Origin of the sequence: Coralloluteibacterium stylophorae, from assembly GCF_018122625.2 — a bacterium.
In the GTDB taxonomy this organism is placed as follows: domain Bacteria; phylum Pseudomonadota; class Gammaproteobacteria; order Xanthomonadales; family Xanthomonadaceae; genus Coralloluteibacterium; species Coralloluteibacterium stylophorae.
Genome location: NZ_JAGQFT020000005.1, coordinates 143538 through 165418, shown reverse-complemented (window position 1 = coordinate 165418; position 21881 = coordinate 143538). Strand labels below are relative to the sequence as shown.

Genomic DNA, 21881 nt, shown 5'->3' with positions numbered 1-21881 from the left:
GTGGTTCTTCAGGTCTGGACGGAATGGAAGCGGGACGGGGCCGCCGGATCACCAGCAGGCACCGTCCCCTGTCGATGCGGCGTCGCCGCTCAGCCGGGCGCGAACATCACCGCGCCCAGCGGCGGCAGGGTCAGGGCGAGCGAATGCGCCTGCCCGTGCGCCTGCACGTCCTCGGCGTGGACGCCACCGCCGTTGCCGATGTCGGCGCCGCCGTAGATGCCGCCGTCGGAGTTGAAGAACTCGCGCCACCAGCCGCCCTGCGGCACGCCGATGCGATAGCCCTCGCGCGGCACCGGGGTGAAGTTGATCGCCACCACCACCGGCGCGGCGCCACCGGGACCGCGGCGCAGGTAGGCGACCACGCTGTTGGCGGTGTCGTCGCCGACCAGCCACTGGAAGCCCTGCGGGTCGTCGTCGAGCGCGTGCAGCGCGGCGTGCGCGGTGTAGATGCGGTTGAGGTCGCGGACCAGACGCTGGATGCCGCGGTGCGGCGCGTGGTCGAGCAGCCACCACGGCAGCTGTGCGTCGTGGTTCCACTCGGTCGGCTGGGCGAGTTCGGCGCCCATGAACAGCAGCTTCCGCCCGGGATGGCTGAACATGAAGCTCAGGTAGGCGCGCAGGTTGGCGAAGCGCTGCCACTCGTCGCCCGGCATCCGCCCCAGCAACGAGCGCTTGCCGTGCACCACCTCGTCGTGCGAGATCGGCAGCATGTAGCGCTCCGAATAGGCGTACACCATGCTGAAGGTCAGCTCGTTGTGGTGGTGCCGGCGGTAGACGGGCTCGCGGCCGATGTAGTGCAGGCTGTCGTGCATCCAGCCCATGTTCCACTTGTAGTCGAAGCCCAGGCCGCCGTGGGCGAGGTCGGCGGTGACGCCGGGCCAGGCGGTGGATTCCTCGGCGATGGTCATCGCGCCGCGGCCGCGCTCGGCGACGACCTGGTTGAGCCGGCGCAGGAAGGCGATGGTCTCGTAGTTCTCGCGGCCGCCGTGGATGTTGGGCACCCACTCGCCGTGGTTGCGGCTGTAGTCGCGGTAGAGCATCGACGCCACCGCGTCCACGCGCAGGCCGTCGACGTGGTAGCGCTCCAGGAACTCCAGCGCGCTGGCGATCAGGAAGCCCGACACCTCGTGCCGGCCGTGGTTGTAGATGAGCGTGTTCCAGTCGCGGTGGAAGCCCTCGCGCGGGTCGGCGTGCTCGTAGAGCGCGGTGCCGTCGAAGCGCGCCAGGCCGTGGGCGTCGGTCGGGAAGTGCGCCGGCACCCAGTCGACGATGACGCCGATCTCCTCGCGGTGGCAGCGGTCGACGAAGCGGGCGAAACCGTCCGGCGTACCGAAGCGCGCGGTCGGCGCGAACAGGCCCAGCGGCTGGTAGCCCCAGGAGCCGCCGAAGGGATGCTCGGTGATCGGCAGCAGCTCGATATGGGTGAACCCCATGTCCACCACGTAGGGGATCAGGCGCTCGGCGAGCCCGTCCCAGTCCAGCGGGTGGCCCTGCGCGTCGTGCATCCACGAGCCGGCGTGGACCTCGTACACGCTGATCGGCGCCTGCCCGGCATGCCGCTGCGCGCGCGCCTGCATCCAGGCCTCGTCGCGCCAGGCGTACGCCGTGGGATCGGCCACGATCGAGGCGGTGCCCGGCGCGAGCTCGGCCTGGCGCGCAACGGGATCGGCCTTGTGCGGCAGCTCTTCGCCGTGCGGGCCGCGCAGCGCGTACTTGTAGTGCGCGCCGGGACCGACGCCCGGCACGAACAGCTCCCACACGCCGGCCTCGTGGCGCAGGCGCATCGGGTGCCGGCGCGCGTCCCAGCCGTTGAAGTCGCCGACCACCGCGACGCGCGACGCGTTCGGCGCCCACACCGCGAAGCGGGTACCGGCGACGCCGTCGACCTCGAGCGCGTTGGCGCCGAGCGCATCGGCCAGGTGCAGGTGGCGGCCCTCGGTGATCAGGTGCAGGTCGAGTTCGCCGAGCTGCGGCCCGAAGGCGTAGGCGTCGGCGGTCTCCTGCAGCGCGCCGGGCCACTGGATCGCCAGACGGTAGCCGCCGTCGCCGGGCAGCACGCCGGCGAAGAAGCCGGCCTCTCCCTCGCGCCCGAGCGCGACCTCGGTGCCGTCGTCCAGGCGCGCGACGACGCCGTCGGCGCCCGGCAGGAACACACGCAGCACGCGCCCGTCGGGACCGGGATGGGCGCCGAGCACGGCGAAGGGATCGCCGTGGCGCGCCTCGGCGAAGGCGCGCACGGTGGCGTCGGAGAGCGGAACCAGGCGCGCGCTCATCGGCCGTCCTCCTCGTCGGTGGCAGGCAGGCTGTCGAGGATGCGCAGCAGGCCCTGCACCGGCACCACCAGCCAGTTCGGCCGGTTGGCGGCCTCGTAGCGGATCTCGTAGCAGGCCTTCTCGACCAGGAACAGCTCGGCCAGCGCGGTGAAGCGCCCGGGCTCCACCCACGGATGCAGGCTCGCCTCGAGCACGCTGCGGTAGGCGGTCACGAAGGCGCGGGTGGCGCGGGCGCGGAATTCGGCGAGGAAGGTGTCGAGTTCGGTGTCGGCGCCGACGCGCGGCGCGGTGCCCTCCTCGCCGCGGGCGGCGACCTCGCTGGCGTAGTCGAGCGAGCGCAGGAAACCGGCCACGTCGCGCAGCGGGCTGGCTTTGGCGCGGCGCTCGGCCAGGGTCCTGGCGGGCTCGCCCTCGAAGTCGATCAGCACCACGTCGTCGAAGGCGACCAGGATCTGGCCGAGGTGGAAGTCGCCGTGCACGCGGGTGAGCAGGCTGCCGGCCAGCGCCTGCGGCGCGCGGTCGAGCAGGCCGTCGATGCGGCCACGCGCGGCCAGCAGGGCGTCGAGCGTCTCGATCTCCGCCGCGTCGTCGCTCTCCTTGCGCCGCGAGGCAAGCGTGAGCCAGGCCGATTCCACCTGCTCGCGCACGCGCGCGGCCACGCCCTTCGCGGCGCGTTCGTCGGCGGGATCGGGCGCGAAGGCGGCATCCTCGGTCGGCTGCGCGAGCGCCTCGTGCAGTTCGGCCAGGCGCCGGCCGACCACCGCGGCGAAGGCGTCGTAGCCGCCGACCACCTCCTCGCGCTCCTCGGTGCCCTGCGCGGCATGGTAGGCGTCGACGCCGCGGGCGAGATGGTCGAGCGTCCAGCGCCAGGCATCGCCCTGGTTGCGCACGAAGCCCTGCAGCAGCGCGATCGTGGTCACCGCGCCGTCGCCCTCCACGCGGGTGACCTCGCCCAGCAGCGGCGCCGCGTTGGCGTAGCCCAGCGCGGTCAGGCGCCGGCCGATCTCGATCTCGGGGTTCTCGCCGGGCACCACGCGGCGCAGCAGCTTGAACACCGCGGCATCGCCGATGATCAGCGAGCTGTTGCTCTGCTCGGCGGAAAGCCAGCGGATCTCGGCTTCGTCGGCGATGTCGACGCGGCCGAAGGCCTCGCTGGCCTGGAAGCGCAGCTCGCCGGGCTTCGACACGCCCGCGCCGAGTTCGCCCGCGCCCGGCTCGCCGACCGGCTCCTCGTCGCCGCCGACCTCGAGCACGGTACCGGCGCGCAGCGCCGCGACCATGCCGCGCGCCAGCGACTCCAGCGCGAAGGCGTCGGTGAGGTAGCCGACCTCGCGGCCGTGGCGCACGCGCGCAAGCGCGAGCTGCTCGGCGAGCACGCTGGGGTGCTCGCGCTCCCAGGCCATGCCGACCGGCAGCATGTAGCGCTCGCGGCCGCCGTCGCCGAGGCTGGCCTCGATCTCCAGCAGCACCGGCGCTGCCGGGCCCGGCAGCGGCGTCGCCCGCGCGATGCGCACGCCGCGCAGCTCGCGGTCCTTGGCCGCGAACCAGCGCCGCGCCGACAGCCAGGCCGGCAGGATCTCGCGCTCGATGACCGGGAAGTGCCGGCCGATCGCCGCGGCGTCGGCCTGCGCGCCGCGCAGCACGAAGGTCTGGTAGTCCGGCAGCGGCACCGGCGTGGGGCGGTGCCAGTCCGGCATGTTGCCCTCGCACACGAGCTGGAACGCATAGAAGCCGAACGCCGGCACGGTCAGCAGGTAGGTCAGCCGCCCGACCGGCGGGAAGCTGCCGCCGCCGATGACGTCCACCGGCACCCGCCCCTCGAACTCCGACAGGTCGAGCTCCACCGCCTGCAGCGTGTGCGAGAGGTTGGCCACGCACAGCAGGGTCTCGTCCTCGTACTCGCGCAGGTAGGCGAACAGGCGCCGGTTGCCCGGGTACAGGAAGCGCAGCTCGCCGCGGCCGAAGGCCTTGTAGCGCTTGCGCACGGAGAGGATGCGGCGGGTCCAGGTCAGCAGCGAATGCTGGTCGCGCTGCTGCGCCTCGACGTTGATCGCCTGGAATCCGTACAGCGGGTCCATGATCGGCGGCAGCACCAGCGCCGCGGGATCGGCGCGCGAGAAGCCGCCGTTGCGGTCGATCGACCACTGCATCGGCGTGCGCACGCCGTCGCGGTCGCCGAGGTGGATGTTGTCGCCCATGCCGATCTCGTCGCCGTAGTACAGCACCGGCGTGCCGGGCATGGTCAGCAGCAGCGAGGTCATCAGCTCGATGCGGCGGCGGTCGCGCTCGAGCAGCGGCGCCAGGCGCCGGCGGATGCCCAGGTTGATGCGCGCGCGGCGGTCGGACGCGTAGGTCTGCCAGAGGTAGTCGCGCTCGGAGTCGGTGACCATCTCCAGCGTCAGCTCGTCGTGGTTGCGCAGGAAGATCGCCCACTGGCAGTTGGCGGGGATCGCCGGCGTCTGCCGCATGATGTCGGTGATCGGGAAGCGGTCCTCGCGCGCGATCGCCATGTACATGCGCGGCATCAGCGGGAAGTGGAACGCCATGTGGCATTCGTCGCCGGTCTCGCCGAAGTACTGCTGGGTGTCCTCCGGCCACATGTTGGCCTCGGCCAGCAGCATGCGGTCGGGATATTCGCGGTCGAGCGTGGCGCGGATGCGCTTGAGGATGGCGTGGGTCTCGGCGAGGTTCTCGTTGGAGGTTCCCTCGCGCTCGATGAGGTAGGGCACCGCGTCCAGGCGCAGGCCGTCGACGCCCATGTCGAGCCAGAAGCGCATGACCTCGAGCACCGCCTCGAGCACCGCCGGGTTGTCGAAGTTGAGGTCGGGCTGGTGCGAGTAGAAGCGGTGCCAGAAGTACTGCTCGGCGACCGGGTCCCAGGTCCAGTTCGACTTCTCGGTGTCGCAGAAGATGATGCGGGTGCCGGCGTAGGCGTGGTCGTCGTCCGACCACACGTAGAAGTCGCGCTCGGGCGAGCCCTTGGGCGCGGTGCGCGCGCGCTGGAACCAGGGGTGCTGGTCGGAGGTGTGGTTGATCACCAGCTCGGTGATGACGCGGATGCCGCGCGCATGCGCCTGGGCGACGAAGCGCTGGAAGTCCTCGACGCTGCCGTAGTCCGGGTGCACCGCCATGTACTCGGCGATGTCGTAGCCGTCGTCGCGGCGCGGGCTCGGGTAGAAGGGCAGCAGCCAGATCGCGTTGACGCCGAGGTCGGCGATGTAGTCGAGCTTGGCGATCAGGCCGGGGAAGTCGCCGATGCCGTCGTCGTTGGAATCGAAGAACGACTTGACGTGCGCCTGGTAGATGATCGCGTCCTTGTACCAGAGCGCGTCCTGCGCCACGTCGGGAAGGATCGCCTCGGCATTGGCGGCGTTGCCACGGGTCATGCGGGAGCTCCTGCGCGGATGCGCCAGATCGAGAAGGGACGCACCGGGTCGAGGTGGATGTGCTGGTGCTTGCCGTGCCACTGGAAGCCACGGCCGTCCCAGAGGTCGTCGACGTCGACGCTGGCGTGGTCGGGCAGCCCGAACTCCCACAGCGGCACTTCGATCGAGGCCGACTGCGCCGCGTGCGGGTCGAGGCTGATCGCCACCAGCACCATGCTGCGGCCGTGCGCGAGATGGGCGTCGTCGATGACCTTGCCGAAGTAGACGACGTAGTCGTTGTGGGCGACGTAGAAGCGCGTGCCCAGGTGGGTCTGCAGCTCCGGGTTCTGCCGGCGCAGCGCGTTGAGGCGGGTGATCTCGTCGACGATGTCGCCGGGGCGGCGGTCGGGCCAGGCACGGATCTCGTACTTCTCCGAGTCCAGGTACTCCTCCTTGCCCGGCAGCGGCGTCGCCTCGCACAGCTCGAAGCCCTGGTACATGCCCCACAGGCCGGAGAGCGTGGTGGCGAGCGCCGCGCGGATCAGGTGCCCGGCGCGGCCGGAGGTCTGCAGGAACTTCGGGTTGATGTCGGGCGTGTTGACGAAGAAGTGCGGGCGGAAGCACTCGCGCGGCACGCCGTGGTTGAGCTCGTCGAGGTAGGCCTGGATCTCGGCCTTGTGGTTGCGCCAGGTGAAGTAGGTGTAGGACTGCGAGAAGCCGACCTTGGCCAGCCGGTACATCATCTTCGGCCGGGTGAAGGCCTCGGACAGGAAAACCACCTCGGGATGGCGCCCGCGCACTTCGGCGATCATCCACTCCCAGAACGGGAACGGCTTGGTGTGCGGGTTGTCGACGCGGAACAGCTTCACGCCCTCGTTGACCCAGAACAGCACCACGTCGCGCAGTTCGTTCCACAGCGCCGGCACCGACCCGGACGCGTAGAAGTCGACGTTGACGATGTCCTGGTACTTCTTCGGCGGGTTCTCGGCGTAGGGGATGGAGCCGTCGGCGCGCCAGGTGAACCAGTCCCTGTGCTCGCTCAGCCACGGATGGTCGGGCGCGCACTGGATGGCGAAGTCGAGCGCGAGCTCGAGGCCTTCGGCGTGCGCGGCGTCGCGCAGGCGGCGGAAGGCGTCGAGGCCGCCGAGCTCGGGATGGATGTCGGTGTGGCCGCCGTCTTCGGAGCCGATCGCGTAGGGGCTGCCCGGCTCGCCTTCCTCGGCGGTGACCGCGTTGTTGCGGCCCTTGCGGTTCTTCATGCCGATCGGGTGGATCGGCGGCATGTACAGCACGTCGAAGTGCATCGCGCGGATGCGCGGAAGCTTGGGGATGACGTCGTCGAAGGTGCCGTGGACGCCGGGCTGCCCGCTCTGCGAGCGCGGGAACAGCTCGTACCAGCTCGAGTAGTGCGCGGCGCGGCGCTCCGCCTCGACCGGGAACACCACCGGGTACTCGGAGCGGAACGGCCGGTCGTCGGCGCGGGCCATGGCGTCGGCAGTGCCCGGCTCGAGCACGATCTCGACCCGCGCCGCGTCGTCCGGCGCCTTGCCGATGCGGGCGAGGATGCCCTTCAGGGTGCTGCCGAGGGTGCCCTTGCAGCGGCCGCGCGCGGCCTCGACCAGGGCCACGGCCTCCTGCACGTCGACCGGCACCAGGGTGCCGGCGGCGCGCTTCTTCTCGAGGTCGGCATGGGTCGTGGCGAACACGTCGCGCCACGCCTCGATGCGGAACTCGTGACGACCCATGCGCTCCAGCGGGAACTCGCCGCGCCAGCGGTCGTTGCCGATCTGGCGCATGGGCGCGCTCTTCCAGGTGCGCTGGTCGGCCGCGCGCCACAGCACCGCCACGGCGATGCGGTCGTGGCCGTCGCAGAAGGCGTCGGCCTCGACGCAGACGCGTTCGCCGACGGTGCGCTTGACCGGGAAGCGGCCGTCGTCGACCGCCGGGGTGACCGCCTCGATGCTGACCCGTGGCCAATCCGCGGCGGTTTCCGGTGCTATCCGCGCCTTGGCCGCGGCCAGCACCGGGCGTGCGGTCTCGGCGCGGTAGACGCGGACCTCGCAGGGCTCCAGCAGGCCGCCGCCATCGCTGTGGATCGGCTCGTCAGGGGCCTCGTCGCAGACGAAGGCGCCGATGTCGCCCGCCGCATGCAGCACCGCCGCGGCCGGTACCGGCACCAGGTGGTCGTCGTCGGCATTGGCCAGCACCAGGGTCGGCGCCGCATCGGCGCGCTCGACCAGGATCGCGCTGATCGCGCCGCCGTCCTGCAGCAGCGGACGCAGGCGCACCGCGCCGCCGCCCGCATCGCCGGGCCCCTGCGGCGCGGCCTCGGGCGCGGTCGCGAGCGCCCCGGACGCCACCGCCCAGCCGCCGCCGAGCGCAGCCGCCAGCTTCATCCTGCGCAGGCGCGCCGGCCCGCCGTCGGCATCCGCCAGCGGCGCGTCCACGGTGGCGACGACCTTCGGCGCGATCGCGCGCAGGGCGGCGTCCTCGTCGAAGAACCAGGTCGCGCGCCCGTCCCACCAGGCCAGCGAGGAGAACGCGGCGTCGAACCCGGCGCCCGCCAGCGCGCGCAGCTCGTGTCGCGCCAGGCCCGGGGTCCAGGCGGCGAACACCGCCTGCGGGGCGCCTGCGCGCGCCTCGCCCAGGAGCATGCGCCAGGCCTCGGCCGGGGCGCGCTGCGGCTGCAGGACGCGGAAGCCGGCGATGCCGCTGCCGAGCCAGGCGCCCAGGCGTCCGCCCCACCACTGCGCCAGCCCGGCGGCATCCTCGGGCGTGTCGAAGCGCGCCTGCGCGATCTCGGCGGCGCCACGCCCGGCGCGCGGGTCGGGCAGCGCGCTGGTGCGCGCGCGGAACCAGTGCGGGTGGCTCTGGACGAGCTCTCCCCCGCCTCCGATCTCGTCGATGCGCAGGTCGACCAGCACCTTCAGACCATGTCCGGCGGCGGCCTCGGCGAGGCGGCGCAGCGCGGCGTCGCCATCGCCGCCGTCCGCGGCGCTGGCCGCGGCCGGGTCGGCGAGGCGGCCCTCGGCGTCGGCGGCGAACGGCGTCGGCAGGGCGACGTGGTCGCAACCGGCGCGACGCGCGGCGGCGAGGGCGGCATCGAAGGACGCGGGGTCGGCGATGGCGGACGGGGCGATCAGGCAGACATGCATGCGCGTGGCGTTCGGCGGGGAAGGGAGGAAGAGGGTCCGGCCTGATCGCGGCGCGCGCTCAGGCGGGCGCCGGCGGCGGCGCCGCGGCACGGAGGAATGCAGGGGCGGAACTGCGCCGCGGGCGCGCCCGGCCGGCGCACCGAGGCCGCGGCAGGACCTGCGGGCTGGAAGCGGGCGGCGCGGAACGGGCGTCCATGTCGGAGGGCTGCGGCGCGGGCACTGGGGGACGGTCAAAAGACCATGCATGCCGACAATGAAATGTGTTCGCGCGGCGTCGCGGCGGGAGCTGCTCCGGGTGCGCGACCGCCCTTCCCCCGAGGCCCGGAGCCGCGGGATGCCCGCCGCAACCGGAGGCGCTTCGACCCCCCGGAGCGCGTCCTGCGGGCCCGCCCTGCCAAGGGTCGGAGTGACGACCTTCACTGGTGCGTGCGCGGGGATCGGCGACGATCGCAGTCGTTTCCCCCTCGAACTACGGAGGTGTGTCCATGAGCGCAGGCCAGGGTTCCGCCGGCAACGTCATTGCCGCGATCTGCAGCCTTTTCATTCCCGGCCTCGGCCAGCTGGTCCAGGGCCGCGTGCTGTCGGCGATCCTGTGGTTCGTCGCCGCCTGCATCGCAGGCGCCATCACCTGGGTGCTGACCGTCTCGCTGTTCCCCTTCGGCTGGTTCGTCGTCAGCCTGTTCTCCTGCATCAGCGCCGCGATCTACCGGCCCGGACGCTGAGCCGCGCCCGCTTCCGGCCTTCCCCCTCGTGGAGGGAGGTCCGGGAGAGCGGGCGAGGCGCTCGCAGCACGCGGGGCGACCAGATCCGCGGCTGCCCTGCACCCTCCCCCCACGAGGGGGAGGGAGTACACCAGCAAGACCTGCATGAAGAGCGCCACGCGCACCTGCGCTGGCGGCGCGCGAGCCCGTGCCCGTGCACGCCGACGCAGGAGTCGCGGCCGCCCGGCAGGGCCGGTCGATCGCTCAGGAGGGATCCAGCGGCCTCCCCAGCGCCAGGGAGATGTCGCGCAGGCGGGCGATGGCGCCCCTAAGTTCGGCCACCACCTCGTCGCGGCTGTCCGGGTCGAGCGGGGCGTCGCCGGCGAACTGCAGGTTGAGCACGGCCGCGGTCAGGGCCTGGCCGATGTCGTCGTGGAGCAGGCGCGAGACGCGCTGGCGGTCGGCCTCGAGGGCCGCGATGTGGGCGGCGACGTCGTCGGGCATGCGCGTGAGCCGGGCGGAGAGGCGACGACCTTAATCCACATCCCGCGATACCGCCTCGGCCTGCGCCTCGATGAGGTCCAGGCGCTCGGTCCACGGATCGGGACCGGCGGTGACTGCGCCGGTCCGCCCGAATTCGAGCAGGGCGTGCTGCTGCGCATCGTAGCGCGGCCAATGCGGCAGCCCGGCGCGGTCGGGGTCGCCGTCGCGGGCGAAGGAGACGAAGTAGCCGTGGACGGCGGCGGCCATGGCGCGGTCGTCGGCGCTGGGCGCGGGACCGTCGCGTGCGTCCAGGGTCTGGAACACGTAGGGGATCTCGCTGGCGTGCGGCGCGCCGGGCACGCGGTCGCGCAGCGCCTCGGCGACGTAGCCGAAGCGGTACAGCCAGGCGGCCCCGCCGGCGGCGGTCGTGCGCCCGGCGATGTAGCGCGCGGGCTCGGTCATGGTCCGGTCCATGCCGACGCGCGCCGCCACCGCACGCAGGTCGCCGCTGCCGTCGGGGTCGTAGAGCGCGCGGGCGCGCGCCGCGGCGTCGCCGAACGGGGCGAACAGCGCCTCCATGTCTGCGGCGAAGGCGAAGCCGATGTCCGCGCTGGTGCTGCCGATCAGCACCGGCAGCGGCGCCTGGCGAACGGCGTAGGCCTCCTCCGGCGTGGCCGCGACGACGGGGCCGTCGCGAAACGGCCCGCCGGCCCAGGTCGGCGCCACCGCCGGCGCGGCCATGAGGCTGCCGAGGTTGAGGTCGCCGCGCACCCTTTCGGCCGGGAGCGCGCGCAGGGCCCGCAGCGCCTCGGGGCCGGTGCCGGCGATGCCGACGCCGCGCGCGAAGTTCATGCCGACGGTCTCGGCCGAGGGCAGGCCCGGGCGGTCGATGTCGAGGTCGCGCAGCGGCCCCATCAGCGAGCGGCCGCCGCCCGACATGACCGCCATGCGCCGGAACAGGCCCTGCGCGGGTGGGGCGATGGCGAGGTTCAGGACCGAGCCACCGCCGGCGGATTCGCCGAACACGGTGACGTTGCCCGGGTCGCCGCCGAAGGCCGCGATGTTGCGGCGGACCCACTGCAGCGCCGCGATCTGGTCCATGTGCCCGTAGTTGCCGAGCGGCCCCTCCGCCGCCGCGCTCAGCGCCGGATGCGCGAAGAAGCCGAAGCGGCCCACGCGGTAGTTGAAGCTGACCAGGATCACCCCGTCGCGCGCGAAGGCGCTGCCGTCGTACACCGCCGGCGAGGCGCCGCCGTTGACGTAGCCGCCGCCGTAGATCCACACCAGCACCGGCAGCGCGGCGGCATCGGCTGCGGGCGGACGCCAGACGTTGAGGTAGAGGCAGTCCTCCGCCGGCGTCACGCCCAGCGGCGCGGCATCGCCCGGGAACGGCAGCTGCATGCAGTCCGGCCCGAACGCGGTCGCCTCGCGCACCCCCTGCCAGGGCGTCACCGGCTGCGGCGCGCGCCAGCGGTTGCCGCCGACCGGCGGCGCGGCGAACGGAATGCCGCGGAACACCTCGACGCCGTCGCCGCGCTCGCCGCGCAGCCGTCCGCCGTCGACCGCGATCTCCGGCGCCGTCGGCGGCGCGGGCGGCCGCTGCGCGCAGGCGGCCACGACGGCGGCGCCGAGGAGCAGGAGGCAGAGGCGGAAACGACGGGGCATGGCGGGCGGGCCGGGCGCGTGCGACGCGGGGATCGCCATGATGCCGGTCCGGTCGCGCCGCGACGATGCGCATCCGCCGCGTGCGCGAGGCTTTGGACATGGACGCCCGGCTCGGGTATCCATCGCGGCTCCCCCCACGTCCCTCTGCCATGCGCGCCCTCGTCCTCGTCGACATTCAGAACGATTTCCTGCCCGGCGGGCGCCTGCCGGTGGCCGGCGGCGACGCCATCCTCCCGGTGGTCAACGCCCTGGTCCGCCGCTATCCGCTGGTGGTGGCGACCCAGGACTGGCATCCGCCGACGCACATGAGCTTCGCCTCGCAGCACGCCGGACGCGCGCCGTTCGAGCGCATCGAGCTCGACGGCATCGCGCAGACGCTGTGGCCCGACCACTGCGTGCAGGGCAGCGACGGCGCGGCCTTCGCCGCGGCGCTGGACGTGGGCCCGGTCGCGGCGATCTTCCGCAAGGGCATGGACCCGCGCGTCGACAGCTACTCCGGCTTCTTCGACAACGGCCGCAGGCACCGCACCGGCCTGGGCGAGTGGCTGCGCGCGATGGCCGTGGACGAGGTCCACGTCGCCGGCCTCGCCGCCGAGGTCTGCGTCGCCTACACCGCGCGCGATGCGGCCGGCCTGGGCTTCCGCACCGCCATCGTCGCCGATGCGACGCGCGCGCTGTCGGATGCGGAGTTCTCCGCCACCGCCGGGGCGCTGCGGACGCTGGGCGTGACCGTCGCACCTGCGGAATCCCTCGCCGGCTGAGGCCGCGACCCGAGCCTCAGCCCGCGACGCGCGGCAGCGGCGCGCGGATCTCGCAGACCACGCCCGCGGGCTCGAAGGCGATGACGCAGCGGCCGTGCAGTTCCGCGGCGAGCGCACGCTCCACCAGGCCGGAGCCGAAGCCGCGCCGCGCCGGCGACACCACCGGTGGCCCGCCCTGCTCGCGCCATTCGATCCGCAGCTCTCCGCCGCTGCCGTCCGCCTGCACCCACCAGCGCACGACGACGCAGCCGTCGTCGCGCGACAGCGCGCCGTACTTGAGCGCGTTGGTCGCGAGCTCGTGCAGGGCCATGGCGAGCGCGGTGGCGCTGGCCTCCGGCAGGCGCAGGTCCGGCCCCTCGATGCGGAAACGCCGGCAGTCGCCGCCGCGATGCGGTTCCAGCGCACGCTCGACCAGCTCGCGCAGCTGCGCGCTGACCTCGCCGTCGCCGGTGAGCACGTCCTGCGCACGCCCGATCGCCTTCAGTCGCTCCATGAAGCGCGGCATCGCGGCGCCGGCCGGCGCATCGCCGCGGAAGGTCTGCACCGCGATCGACCCGACCAGGGCCAGCGAGTTCTTGATGCGGTGCCTCATCTCCCCTGCCAGCATCCGCGCGGCGCCTCGGCCGCAGCCCGTGCGGCGAGCTCGTCGCGGAGCTGGAACTGGCGCCGCCGCGCCGCCACCGCAGCACGCACGATCGACACGAAGCTTTCGATCCGGATAGGCCGCTCCAGCAGCACCAGGCCGGCGGAGGTGCAGGCCTCGAGTCCGGCCCAGGCGGCGCCGCTGCCTCCGCGCGCGCTGAAGGCGATCAGCGGCAGCGTCGACCACGGCGGCTGCGCTTCCAGCCGCGCGCGCAGCAGGCGCAGGGCCTCCGTCGAGAGCACCTCCTCGGTGACCACGAGAACCGCGATCCCGTCGAGCGGCTCGGCGTCCAGGATGTGCATCGAAGGACAGACACGGCAGGCCTGTCCGGCCTCCGCCAGCGTCCGGCGCACCAGCTCCGCGTCGCGCCCGAGTGGCGCCAGCACCATGACTGCCGCTCCGCTCCCTGCGCCGGCGTCCATCGCGCCCCCGCTCAGCGCGCCTCGGGCCGGAGCGTCGGGTTGCCGGAGAGCAGCCCGACGAAGCCGGCGATCGGCTCGCCCACCGCCACTCCATCGCCGGAGAGCAGCAGTTCACGGATCGTGCTCTCGTGGGAGCCGTTGCGCTTCTTGAGCACCGAGATCGCCTTGCGCACCTGGCCGTCCGCCTCGAAGTGGCGCAGCAGGACCACCGCGTCGGCCATGTAGCTGACGTCCAGCGGACCGCGCATGTGGTCGCCCGCAATCCCGTGCTGCGCGACCACCAGCAGCGAGAGCACGCCCTGCCGGCCGAGATAGGCGAGCAGGTCGTGCATCTGCGCCAGCAGCGCCTCTTCCTGCGGCATCGCGTGGAAGTAGCCGGTCAGGCTGTCGAGCATCACCACCCGGGCGCGCTGGCGCTCCACCGCCTCGCGCACGATCTGCGCGAATTCGCCCGGCGCGAACTCGGCGGTGCTGACGCTGCGCAGGATCAGGGTGCCGCGTTCGAGGAGCGGCTCGAGGTCCATGCCGAGCCCGCGGGCGCGCATCAGGAACGTCTCGCGGCGCTCGTCGAAGCAGAACACGGCCGCCGTCTCGCCGTTGCGCGCGGCCGAGTAGGCGTAGAGCGTCGCCACCGAGGTCTTGCCGGTGCCGGTGGGGCCGACCACCAGGCAGGCGGTGCCGTGTTCGAGCCCGCCGCCCAGCAGCGCATCGATCCCGCGCACGCCGCTGGTCCGCACCTCCCAGTTGCCCGGCGTATCCATGCAGGCCGGCTTCAGCCGCGGATAGACCTGGATGCCGCCGGTGCGGATGCGGAAGGTGTGGTGGCCGCCGTGGAACTCCACGCCGCGCATCTTGACCGCCGACAGGCGGCGCCGGACGTTCCCGTACTCGGGGACGACCCGCTCCAGCCGCAGGATGCCGTAGACGGTGTCGTCGAGCGCGGCGTCCTGGCCGGCGCCGTCGAGCAGCAGCACGGTGCACGGGCGGGCGTCGAAGAAGCCGCGCAGGCCCAGCAGCTGGCGCCGGTAGCGCAACCCGCCGTCGGCGAGCAGGCGCAGGGTGGTCATGGTGTCGATCACCACGCGCTCCGGCCGTACCCGCTCCACCGCCTCGATCACGGCGGCGGTGGCCTCGCGCAGCTCCACATCCGCGGTATGGAAGAGCGTCTGTTCCTGCCGACCGGCGCCGGCATCCGCGCCGGGAAGCTGGAGGACCTCGACCCCCTGCAGCGACCAGCCGTGGGCGGCGGCGATCCTGCGCAGCCCCGTCTGCGACTGCGCGAAGCTCAGGTACAGCGCCCGCTCCCCCGCCGCCGCGCCCTCGAGCAGGAACTGCAGCCCCAGCGTGGTCTTGCCGGTCCCGGCATCGCCGCGAACGAGGTGCAGCTCGCCGCGCGGCAGCCCGCCGCCCAGGATGTCGTCGAGCCCGGCCACTCCCGTGCCGACACGATCCTCGCCTGCCTCGACCGCCTGCATCGGCACACTCCAGCGCCAGCGTTGGTGTCGACTCTGTCACATCTCCGGTCGATCCATGGTGTAGAGGCGGTGCGACGACCCCGTCCAGACTCGTCCATCCCCGCAGAGGCACCGCCATGACCATGACCGAGAGGCAGAAGATGCTCGCCGGCGAGCTCTACCACGCCGGCGATCCGGAGCTGCAGGCCGAGGCGCAGGCCTGCCGCGAGTGGCTGGCGCGCTACAACGCGCTGCTCGCCGCGCCGCCGGCTGCGCGTCATGCGGCGCTGTGCGAGCGGCTGGGCGCGGTCGGTCCCGGCGCGGCGATCCGACCGCCGTTCCACTGCGACTACGGCACCCAGATCGGCATCGGCGCGGAGGTCTTCATGAACTTCGGCTGCGTCATCCTCGACGTGGTCGGGGTGGACATCGGCGACCGCACCCAGGTCGGACCCGCCGTGCAGATCTACACCGCCGACCACCCGCGCGACCCGGACACGCGGCGGACCGGACTCGAGTCCGGGCGCCCGGTGTCGATCGGCGCCGATGTCTGGATCGGCGGCGGCGCGATCATCCTTCCGGGCGTGCGCATCGGCGACGGCGCGACGATCGGCGCCGGCGCCGTGGTCACGCGGGATGTGCCTGCCGGGGCGACGGCGATGGGCAATCCGGCGCGGCTGCGGGCGCCGGGCTGAGGGCGCTGGTGGAGGGCTGCATGTCGCGCCGTGCATCGAGCCACGCCTCGAATCCGGCCACCGGCAGAGGTCGCGCGATCCAGTAGCCCTGGGCCTCGTCGCAGCCCCAGGCCCGCATCAGCTCCAGCGCCTCGCCGGTCTCCACGCCCTCGGCGACGGTGCGGTGACCGAGGTCGCGCCCCAGCTTGAGCAGGGCGGGGACGATGGTGCGGTTGGTCGTGTCCTCGCCGATCGCGCGCAGGAAGCTCTGGTCGATCTTCAGCGCCGCGCCGGCCAGCGCACGCAGCGTGTTGAGGTTGTTGCGGCCGGTGCCGAAGTCGTCGATCGCCACGCCGACGCCGAGCGCGCGCAGGATCTCGAGATTGGCCTGCAGCCGCTGCGGGCTGCGCAGCAGGGCGTTCTCGGTGAACTCGAGTTCGAGGGCGGCGCCGGGCACGTCGTGACGCGCCAGCGCCTCTGCGACCCGCCTGGCGAAGCCGGGGTGGTCGAGGTCCACCGGCGAGACGTTCACCGACAGCACCAGGTTGCGGCCGGCGTCGCGCCAGCGCCGCATCTGCGCGGCGGCCTGCTCGAGCACCCAGCGGGTCAGCTCGCGCATCAGCTCGGTGTTCTCGGCCAGCGCCACGAACTCCGACGGCGGCACCTCGCCCAGCAGCGGATGCCGCCAGCGCAGCAGCGCCTCGGCACCGAGGCAGCGCCCGCTGGCCAGGTCCACCCGCGGCTGGTAGTGCAGCGAGAGCTGGTCGGCGGCGAGCAGGGCCTGCGGCAGGCCGGAGAGGATCTGGAAGCTGCGCCGCTGCGCGACGTCCCAGCCCTCCTCGTAGTCGCCGACGATCTCGCCGCGTTCGCGGATGCAGCCGAGCGCGGTGATCAGCCGCCGCACCAGGTCGTCGGCATCCACGTCCGCCGCGAGCGGCAGGTGGGTGATGCAGGGCCGCGCGCTGTGCGGGATGCCGGCGTGCGTCACCGCCTCGGCGAAGGCGGCCGCCAGCTCCGCCGCGCGCGCGTCGGCGGCGCCATGGCGGGCCACGTCGTGGAACAGTGCGAAGCAGGTGGTGTCGATGCGGTAGAGCGGCGTGCCCGGCGGCAGCGCCGCGGCGAGCCGCGCCTGCGCGCGCAGCAGGTACTGCTCGCCGTAGGCGTAGCCGAGCGCACGCGACATGTTGCCGAAGTAGGAGGTCCCGCAGACGTCGATCGCCAGCAGCGCGAGCGCGCCCGGCCGCATCCCCGCGTTCCGGCTCCGGTGCAGCACTTCTTCCGCGAAGCGCAGACGGTTGGGCAGCCCGGTGAGACGGTCGGAATGGCCGAACGAGCGCAGCGTATGGATGCGCGTGAGCACCAGCGCCGCCAGCTTCTCCAGCAGTGCCTGCGCCGGTGCGCCGAAGTCGTGGCGCGGCACCCGGTCGATCAGGCACAGCGTGCCCAGCACCGCACCCTCGGCGGTGCGCAAGGGCCAGCCGGCATAGAAGCGGATGTGCGGTGCGGAGGTCACCAGCGGGTTGGCCGCAAAGCGCGGATCGCATGCCGCATCGGGCACCACCAGCGCATCCGTCCGGTCCAGCGCATGCGCGCAGAAGGCCTGCCCGCGCGGCGTCTGCCGCGCTCCCAGGCCGACGCGCGCCTTGAACCACTGGCGGTGCTCGTCGACCAGCGACACGAGCACGATCGGCACCTCGAACAACGCCGCCGCCAGCTCGCAGACGCGGTCGAGCGCGGGATCGTCGGGCGTGTCGAGGATGCACAGCTCCCGAAGGATGCGCAGCCGCTCCTGCTCGCCGAGAGGGGGTGGAGTATCGGCCATCCCCGACTATCGGCGGGCGCAGCGGGAGCTTGAGCATGCGCGGCCCGCGGCGGCGCCTCGTTCACATCTCCCGGTCGTGCGCTTGGTCCCCCCGCCCGGCTCGCTACCATGCAGGCATGCATGCACCGACTCCCGCGTTCTCCCTCGACCACGCCGGCCTGCTCGAGACCCTCGCCGCCACCGACGACCTGCTGCTGATCCAGGACCTCGACGGCGTGTGCATGGGCCTGGTCCGCGACCCGCTCACCCGTCGCATCGAACGCCGCTACGTCGACGCCGCACGGCGCCTCGCCGGGCACTTCTACGTGCTCACCAACGGCGAGCACATCGGCAGCCGCGGCCTCAATGCGATCGTGGAGCAGGCCTTCGAGGCGCCCGAGCATCCGCGCGAGCAGGGCTTCTACCTGCCCGGACTGGCCGGCGGCGGGGTGCAGTTGCAGGATCGCTTCGGCCGCGTGTCGCACCCCGGCGTCACCGACGCCGAACTCGCCTTCCTGCAGGGGGTGCCGGAGCGTGCCGGCGCCTTCCTTGCCGGGCTGCTCAGCGCGCCGCCGTACGCGATCGGCGACGACGAACTGGAGCGCCTGGTCGCGGCAAGCGTGCTCGACAACCCCGTCTCGCCGACGGTCAACCTCAACACCCTGCATCACCGCTTCCTGCAACGGGCCGCGCTGTACCGGCAGCTGCAGCGCGAGGTCGAGGCCTTCATGGGGCAGCTGCTGCAGGAGGCGACCGCGGCGGGCCTGGGCGATTCCTTCTTCGTGCACTACGCCCCCAACCTCGGCCGCGACGACGCCGGCAACGAGCGCATCCGCTACGCCGAGGGCGACCACGCCGGTACCACCGATTTCCAGTTCATGCTCGCCGGCGCGGTGAAGGAGGTCGGCGTGCTGGTGATCCTCAACCACTACTACCGCCAGCACACCGGCAGCTGGCCGCTGGGCGAGCATTTCAATGCGCGGCAGGCGCCGCGCGGGCACGAGGCCCTGCTGCGGCTGGCGCGCGAGCACTTCGACCCGGCCCGCCTGCCCCACATCGTCGGCGTCGGCGACACCGTGACCTCGCACCCGGAGACCGTCGATGGCCGTACCCGCTGGCTGCGCGGCGGCAGCGACCGCGGCTTCCTTACCCTGGTGCAGGAGCTGGGCGCGGCCTTCGACCGGCCCGCCAGCGTGGTCTACATCGACAGCAGCCGCGGCGAGGTGCGCCGGCCCGGTGTCGATGCGGACCTGCTGCGGCGGTGCGCGGAACGGCCGGACCTCGACCCCTGGCCCGCGTTCGCCGGCATCAGCGACCGCGACGATCCGCTGCGCCTGGACGTGGTGTTCCCCGGCGGGCACGCCGACTACGTCGCCTTCTTCTGCGAACTGGCAAGGCGACGGAGCATGCGCGCCCGCTGAACGGCGTCCTCTCCGGGGCTGAACGCTTGCCCGCGGGCGACCTGCGGATTCACGCCCGTCTTCACCGGGCAGGCCTAGAACCGCCCTACCTGCACCGTGCAGAGGAGGAGACACCATGGTCGACAAGAACCGCACCGAGGGCGCCAAGAACCAGGTCAAGGGCGCCCTGAAGGAAACCACCGGCAAGTTCACCGGCAACAAGTCCGGCGAACTCGAGGGCAAGCTGCAGAAGAACGCCGGCAAGGTCCAGCAGGACATCGGCGAGAGCAACGACCGCGCCCGGCGTGCGCCCTGAGGCAGCGGGCGGATCGTGATCCGGAACGGGCCGCCTCGGCGGCCCGTTCCTTGTCCGGCATCCGCGCTCCGTGCCCGGCGGGGGGCCGACCGGGCGTCAGGAAGTGCGGGCTCCTCCGCCCGCCGCACCCACGCCGGAAGCGAGTTCACGCTACCCTGTCCGCCACGCAGCGTACGTCCGCATCGAATCCACAGGAGACAGGCATGGCAGAGAAGAAAGCAAGCGGATCGGGCAAGCAGGCCGGCGGCGGCCTCGCACGGCCGGTCAAGCCGTCGGCCGAACTGGCCAAGATCACCGGTCCCGATCCGCTGCCGCGCAGCGAGATCGTCAGCAAGATGTGGGACTACATCAAGAAGAAGGATCTGCAGAACCCGCAGAACAAGCGCGAGATCCTGGCCGACGACACGCTCCGCCCGATCTTCGGCGCCGACAAGGTCACCATGTTCGAGATGAACAAGCTGATCTCCAAGCACGTCAGCTGACCGTCGCTTCCGCGCTCCACGACGACGGCCCGGTGCCCATGCGCCGGGCCGTTCGCGTTTCCGGCGGGCGCTAGAGCGTCCGCGTCGGCTCGCCGCCCTCGGCCTCGAGGAAGGCCATCATCCGCGCCCGCTCCTCCGCCGACGCCGCGTGGGCGATGAGCGCGGTGCGCCCGCTGTCGACCGCCTCGTGCGTGCGTTCGATCGCACGGTCGTGGTCGGGCCGCAGCGTCACCAGGCCGCCCAGCAGCATGCCGAACGCCGTGCCGAGCACGATGATGACCGCGGCCGCGGCGCCCGGCGAGGCGACCACCGCCGGCACGCCCACGAGCAGGAGCACCACGAACACCAGTGCGCCGACGACGGCGCCGAGGATGCCGAGCGTCACATGCGCACGCACCGCGGTGCGCGCGATTCCCGCCTGCTCCGGTTCGACCGCGCGGCCCGGATCGACGCCCCCGGGCGCCGCGATGGTCACCCGGTCCGGCGCAAGATGCAGGTGCCCGCGCAGGGCCTCGGCGACCGCCTGCGCCCGCCCGCGATTCGCGAACGTCGCCACCACCTTGCTGCGCGACGCCTCGCCCAGCACCCTTTCCCGCGCTTCCATCGACGCACCTCCCTAGGGATTCCCGGACTCGCCTCGCATCGCCGGCACGGCGGACGCTGCCGCAGGCGCGGTTGAGCGCCGGTGAACCACGCCGCCGTGGCCGCCGACCCTGCCGATGGGAGCAGTGACAAAGCGGCCATGCCCGGGAGGCAGGCGCGCTCGCACCATCCGCATCGGGCTGGCGCCGTGGCGCCAGGTCGGGCCGGGCAGCACAGCCGGCATCCACACAAGCGCGTCCCTCGCCCACCAGGAGCCTGCATGCGCCTTCGCACCCTCGCGTTCTGCCTCGCCGTCGCGGTGTCCGGCGGCGCTGCCGCCGGGCCATCCACGCCGGCCACCCCGCCCCGGGTGCACCAGCAGGGCGGGGACGCGCTCGCCGGCGAAGTCGCGGCGCGCATCGACGCCTGGTTCGCGCCGCTGGCCGCCACCTCGGACATCTCCGGGATCGTGCGTGTCGAGCGCGGCGGCAGGCTCATCGCCGAACGTCGCTACGGCTTCGCGGATTTCGAACACCGCACGCCGCACGCGGCGGACACGCTCTACAGCGCCGCTTCGGTCACCAAGGGCATCGTCGCGGCGACCCTGCTGGGCCTGCGCGACGACGGCCGGATCACGCTCGCCGACGCAGTCGGCCGCCATCTGCCCGCGCTGCACGGCCACGACGGGATCACGATCGAGGCGGTGCTGCGCCACCGCGCCGGACTGCCGCGGGACTTTCCCGACGATGTGGACATGACTGCGGTCCCCGGCGGCGCAGCCGGGTGGCTGGCCGGTCATCCCGAGGCGCTCCGGCCGCCCGGCGAGGAGCGCTATTCGAACGTGGGCTATGCGCTGCTCGCCCAGGTCGCGGCCGCCGCGGCCGGCATGCCCTTCGCCGAGGCTGCGCGGCACTACGTGCTCGCGCCCGCGGGCATGCTCGACAGCCGCATCGACATCCACACCGCCGACCACTTCGCACGCGGCGCCCTGCCCTACACCGCGGGCCCGGCCCCGACCGGAGTGATGCACCCGGTGCCCGCACCGCTCGAGGTCGGCAGCTCGGGGCTGATCACCACTGCCTCGGATCTGGCGCGGTGGGTCCGGGCGTTGGCGCGCGGCGATCATCCCGGGCTGTTCGTGGGCGACGATCCTCTCGGCTCCATCGACGCTGGCGGGTCCGGCGGGGACCGGTTCGTGTCGGTGCAGGGGACACTGCCCGGCTACGCGGCGACGGCGATCGCCTGGCCGGAGGACGACGTCTCCATCACCTTCGTCGGCAATCTCTTCAGCTATCCCGTGCTGGATCTCGATACGACGCTGCGGGCGATCGTCCGCGGCCCCGCACCCGCGCCGCCGGAAGCACGGCCGGCCGAGGTCGCACTGGCCGACGCGCACCGGGCGCTGGCCGGTCGCTACGCCCATCCCGACTTCGGCCGCGTCGACATCGCCCTCGACGCGGCGCGCGGCGGAATGCTGCTGCGCATGCCTGAGCGTTCGGCCTACTGGTCGTTCCACCTGACACCGAACGTCGACGGCGCCCTGCACTGGCGTGGCTTCGACATCCGCTTCGTCCGCGATGCCGACGGGGTGGTGCGTGCGATCCCGCGCACGCGCGGGGAGGCCGTGGCCATGGCGTTCGCGGACGTACCCGCGACAGCGCAGGAAGCCCCGGTCCCCGATCCGGAGCCTTGAGACCGCGGGAG

The 21881-nt window shown here is 73.0% G+C and carries 17 protein-coding genes; 7 read left to right on the top strand and 10 right to left on the bottom strand.

Features of this window, described 5'->3' with window-relative positions:
• Positions 1–89 precede the first annotated feature (89 nt).
• Genes glgB through KB893_RS09280 form a run of 3 tightly spaced genes read right to left on the bottom strand, consistent with a single transcriptional unit; the run spans position 90 to position 8793 of the window.
• Positions 90–2273, bottom strand: coding sequence for a 1,4-alpha-glucan branching protein GlgB (gene glgB / locus KB893_RS09290; RefSeq protein WP_211924929.1), 2184 nt, complete (start codon positions 2271–2273; stop codon positions 90–92).
• Positions 2270–5659 (bottom strand): maltose alpha-D-glucosyltransferase, encoded by a 3390-nt coding sequence (gene treS, locus KB893_RS09285; protein ID WP_213173626.1) that lies wholly within the window; start codon positions 5657–5659, stop codon positions 2270–2272. Before treS ends, glgB begins: the two co-directional genes overlap by 4 nt.
• On the bottom strand, positions 5656–8793 hold the full coding sequence (locus KB893_RS09280; RefSeq protein ID WP_211924927.1) for a maltotransferase domain-containing protein: 3138 nt from the start codon (positions 8791–8793) through the stop codon (positions 5656–5658). The genes treS and KB893_RS09280 overlap by 4 nt, the downstream gene beginning before the upstream one ends.
• A gap of 485 nt (positions 8794–9278) precedes the next feature.
• On the opposite strand from KB893_RS09280, the gene KB893_RS09275 reads away from it, so the two are divergent.
• Positions 9279–9515: a hypothetical protein gene (locus tag KB893_RS09275; protein ID WP_211924926.1), complete on the top strand. Its 237-nt coding sequence runs from the start codon at positions 9279–9281 to the stop codon at positions 9513–9515.
• A 243-nt stretch (positions 9516–9758) separates the two neighbouring features.
• On the opposite strand, the gene KB893_RS09270 is transcribed toward KB893_RS09275, so the two are convergent.
• Both KB893_RS09270 and KB893_RS09265 read right to left on the bottom strand, forming a co-directional pair.
• The gene (locus KB893_RS09270) at positions 9759–9998 is read right to left on the bottom strand and encodes a histidine kinase (RefSeq protein WP_211924925.1); all 240 of its coding nucleotides are present in this window, start codon (positions 9996–9998) and stop codon (positions 9759–9761) included.
• A 30-nt stretch (positions 9999–10028) separates the two neighbouring features.
• Complete coding sequence (locus KB893_RS09265; protein ID WP_211924924.1) at positions 10029–11642, bottom strand: carboxylesterase/lipase family protein; 1614 nt, start codon at positions 11640–11642, stop codon at positions 10029–10031.
• 149 nt (positions 11643–11791) lie between these two features.
• Here KB893_RS09265 and pncA point away from each other — a divergent pair, with 149 nt between their 5' ends.
• A complete protein-coding gene (pncA, locus tag KB893_RS09260) occupies positions 11792–12403 on the top strand; it encodes a bifunctional nicotinamidase/pyrazinamidase (protein WP_211924923.1) in 612 nt (203 codons plus the stop codon).
• Between the two features lie 16 nt (positions 12404–12419).
• Here pncA and KB893_RS09255 read toward each other — a convergent pair whose 3' ends face one another.
• Genes KB893_RS09255 through KB893_RS09245 form a run of 3 tightly spaced genes read right to left on the bottom strand, consistent with a single transcriptional unit; the run spans position 12420 to position 14943 of the window.
• Positions 12420–12995, bottom strand: a complete 576-nt coding sequence (locus KB893_RS09255; protein WP_211924922.1) for a sensor histidine kinase — start codon at positions 12993–12995, stop codon at positions 12420–12422.
• Positions 12992–13435, bottom strand: a complete 444-nt coding sequence (locus KB893_RS09250) for a hypothetical protein (RefSeq protein ID WP_211924921.1) — start codon at positions 13433–13435, stop codon at positions 12992–12994. Before KB893_RS09250 ends, KB893_RS09255 begins: the two co-directional genes overlap by 4 nt.
• Positions 13436–13479: 44 nt before the next feature.
• Positions 13480–14943 carry an ATPase domain-containing protein gene (locus KB893_RS09245; protein ID WP_211924920.1) on the bottom strand — a complete coding sequence of 488 codons (1464 nt, stop codon included), beginning with the start codon at positions 14941–14943 and terminating at the stop codon, positions 13480–13482.
• Positions 14944–15065: 122 nt separating this feature from the next.
• Between KB893_RS09245 and KB893_RS09240 the strand changes: the two genes are divergently transcribed.
• Positions 15066–15617 (top strand): sugar O-acetyltransferase, encoded by a 552-nt coding sequence (locus KB893_RS09240; RefSeq protein ID WP_377730144.1) that lies wholly within the window; start codon positions 15066–15068, stop codon positions 15615–15617.
• Here KB893_RS09240 and KB893_RS09235 read toward each other — a convergent pair.
• Complete coding sequence (locus tag KB893_RS09235) at positions 15550–17418, bottom strand: EAL domain-containing protein (RefSeq protein ID WP_211924918.1); 1869 nt, start codon at positions 17416–17418, stop codon at positions 15550–15552. The genes KB893_RS09240 and KB893_RS09235 overlap by 68 nt on opposite strands.
• Before the next feature lie 116 nt (positions 17419–17534).
• On the opposite strand from KB893_RS09235, the gene stpA reads away from it, so the two are divergent.
• The 3 genes from stpA (at position 17535) to KB893_RS09220 (ending at position 19595) form a co-directional block, all read left to right on the top strand.
• Positions 17535–18818 (top strand): glucosylglycerol 3-phosphatase, encoded by a 1284-nt coding sequence (gene stpA, locus KB893_RS09230; RefSeq protein ID WP_211924917.1) that lies wholly within the window; start codon positions 17535–17537, stop codon positions 18816–18818.
• A gap of 115 nt (positions 18819–18933) precedes the next feature.
• Positions 18934–19113 carry a CsbD family protein gene (locus KB893_RS09225; RefSeq protein WP_211924916.1) on the top strand — a complete coding sequence of 60 codons (180 nt, stop codon included), beginning with the start codon at positions 18934–18936 and terminating at the stop codon, positions 19111–19113.
• 203 nt (positions 19114–19316) lie between these two features.
• On the top strand, positions 19317–19595 hold the full coding sequence (locus KB893_RS09220) for an SWIB/MDM2 domain-containing protein (protein ID WP_211924915.1): 279 nt from the start codon (positions 19317–19319) through the stop codon (positions 19593–19595).
• A 70-nt stretch (positions 19596–19665) separates the two neighbouring features.
• On the opposite strand, the gene KB893_RS09215 is transcribed toward KB893_RS09220, so the two are convergent.
• Positions 19666–20199, bottom strand: coding sequence for a hypothetical protein (locus KB893_RS09215; protein ID WP_211924914.1), 534 nt, complete (start codon positions 20197–20199; stop codon positions 19666–19668).
• A 258-nt stretch (positions 20200–20457) separates the two neighbouring features.
• Between KB893_RS09215 and KB893_RS09210 the strand changes: the two genes are divergently transcribed.
• The gene (locus KB893_RS09210; protein ID WP_211924913.1) at positions 20458–21870 is read left to right on the top strand and encodes a serine hydrolase domain-containing protein; all 1413 of its coding nucleotides are present in this window, start codon (positions 20458–20460) and stop codon (positions 21868–21870) included.
• Positions 21871–21881 lie beyond the last annotated feature (11 nt).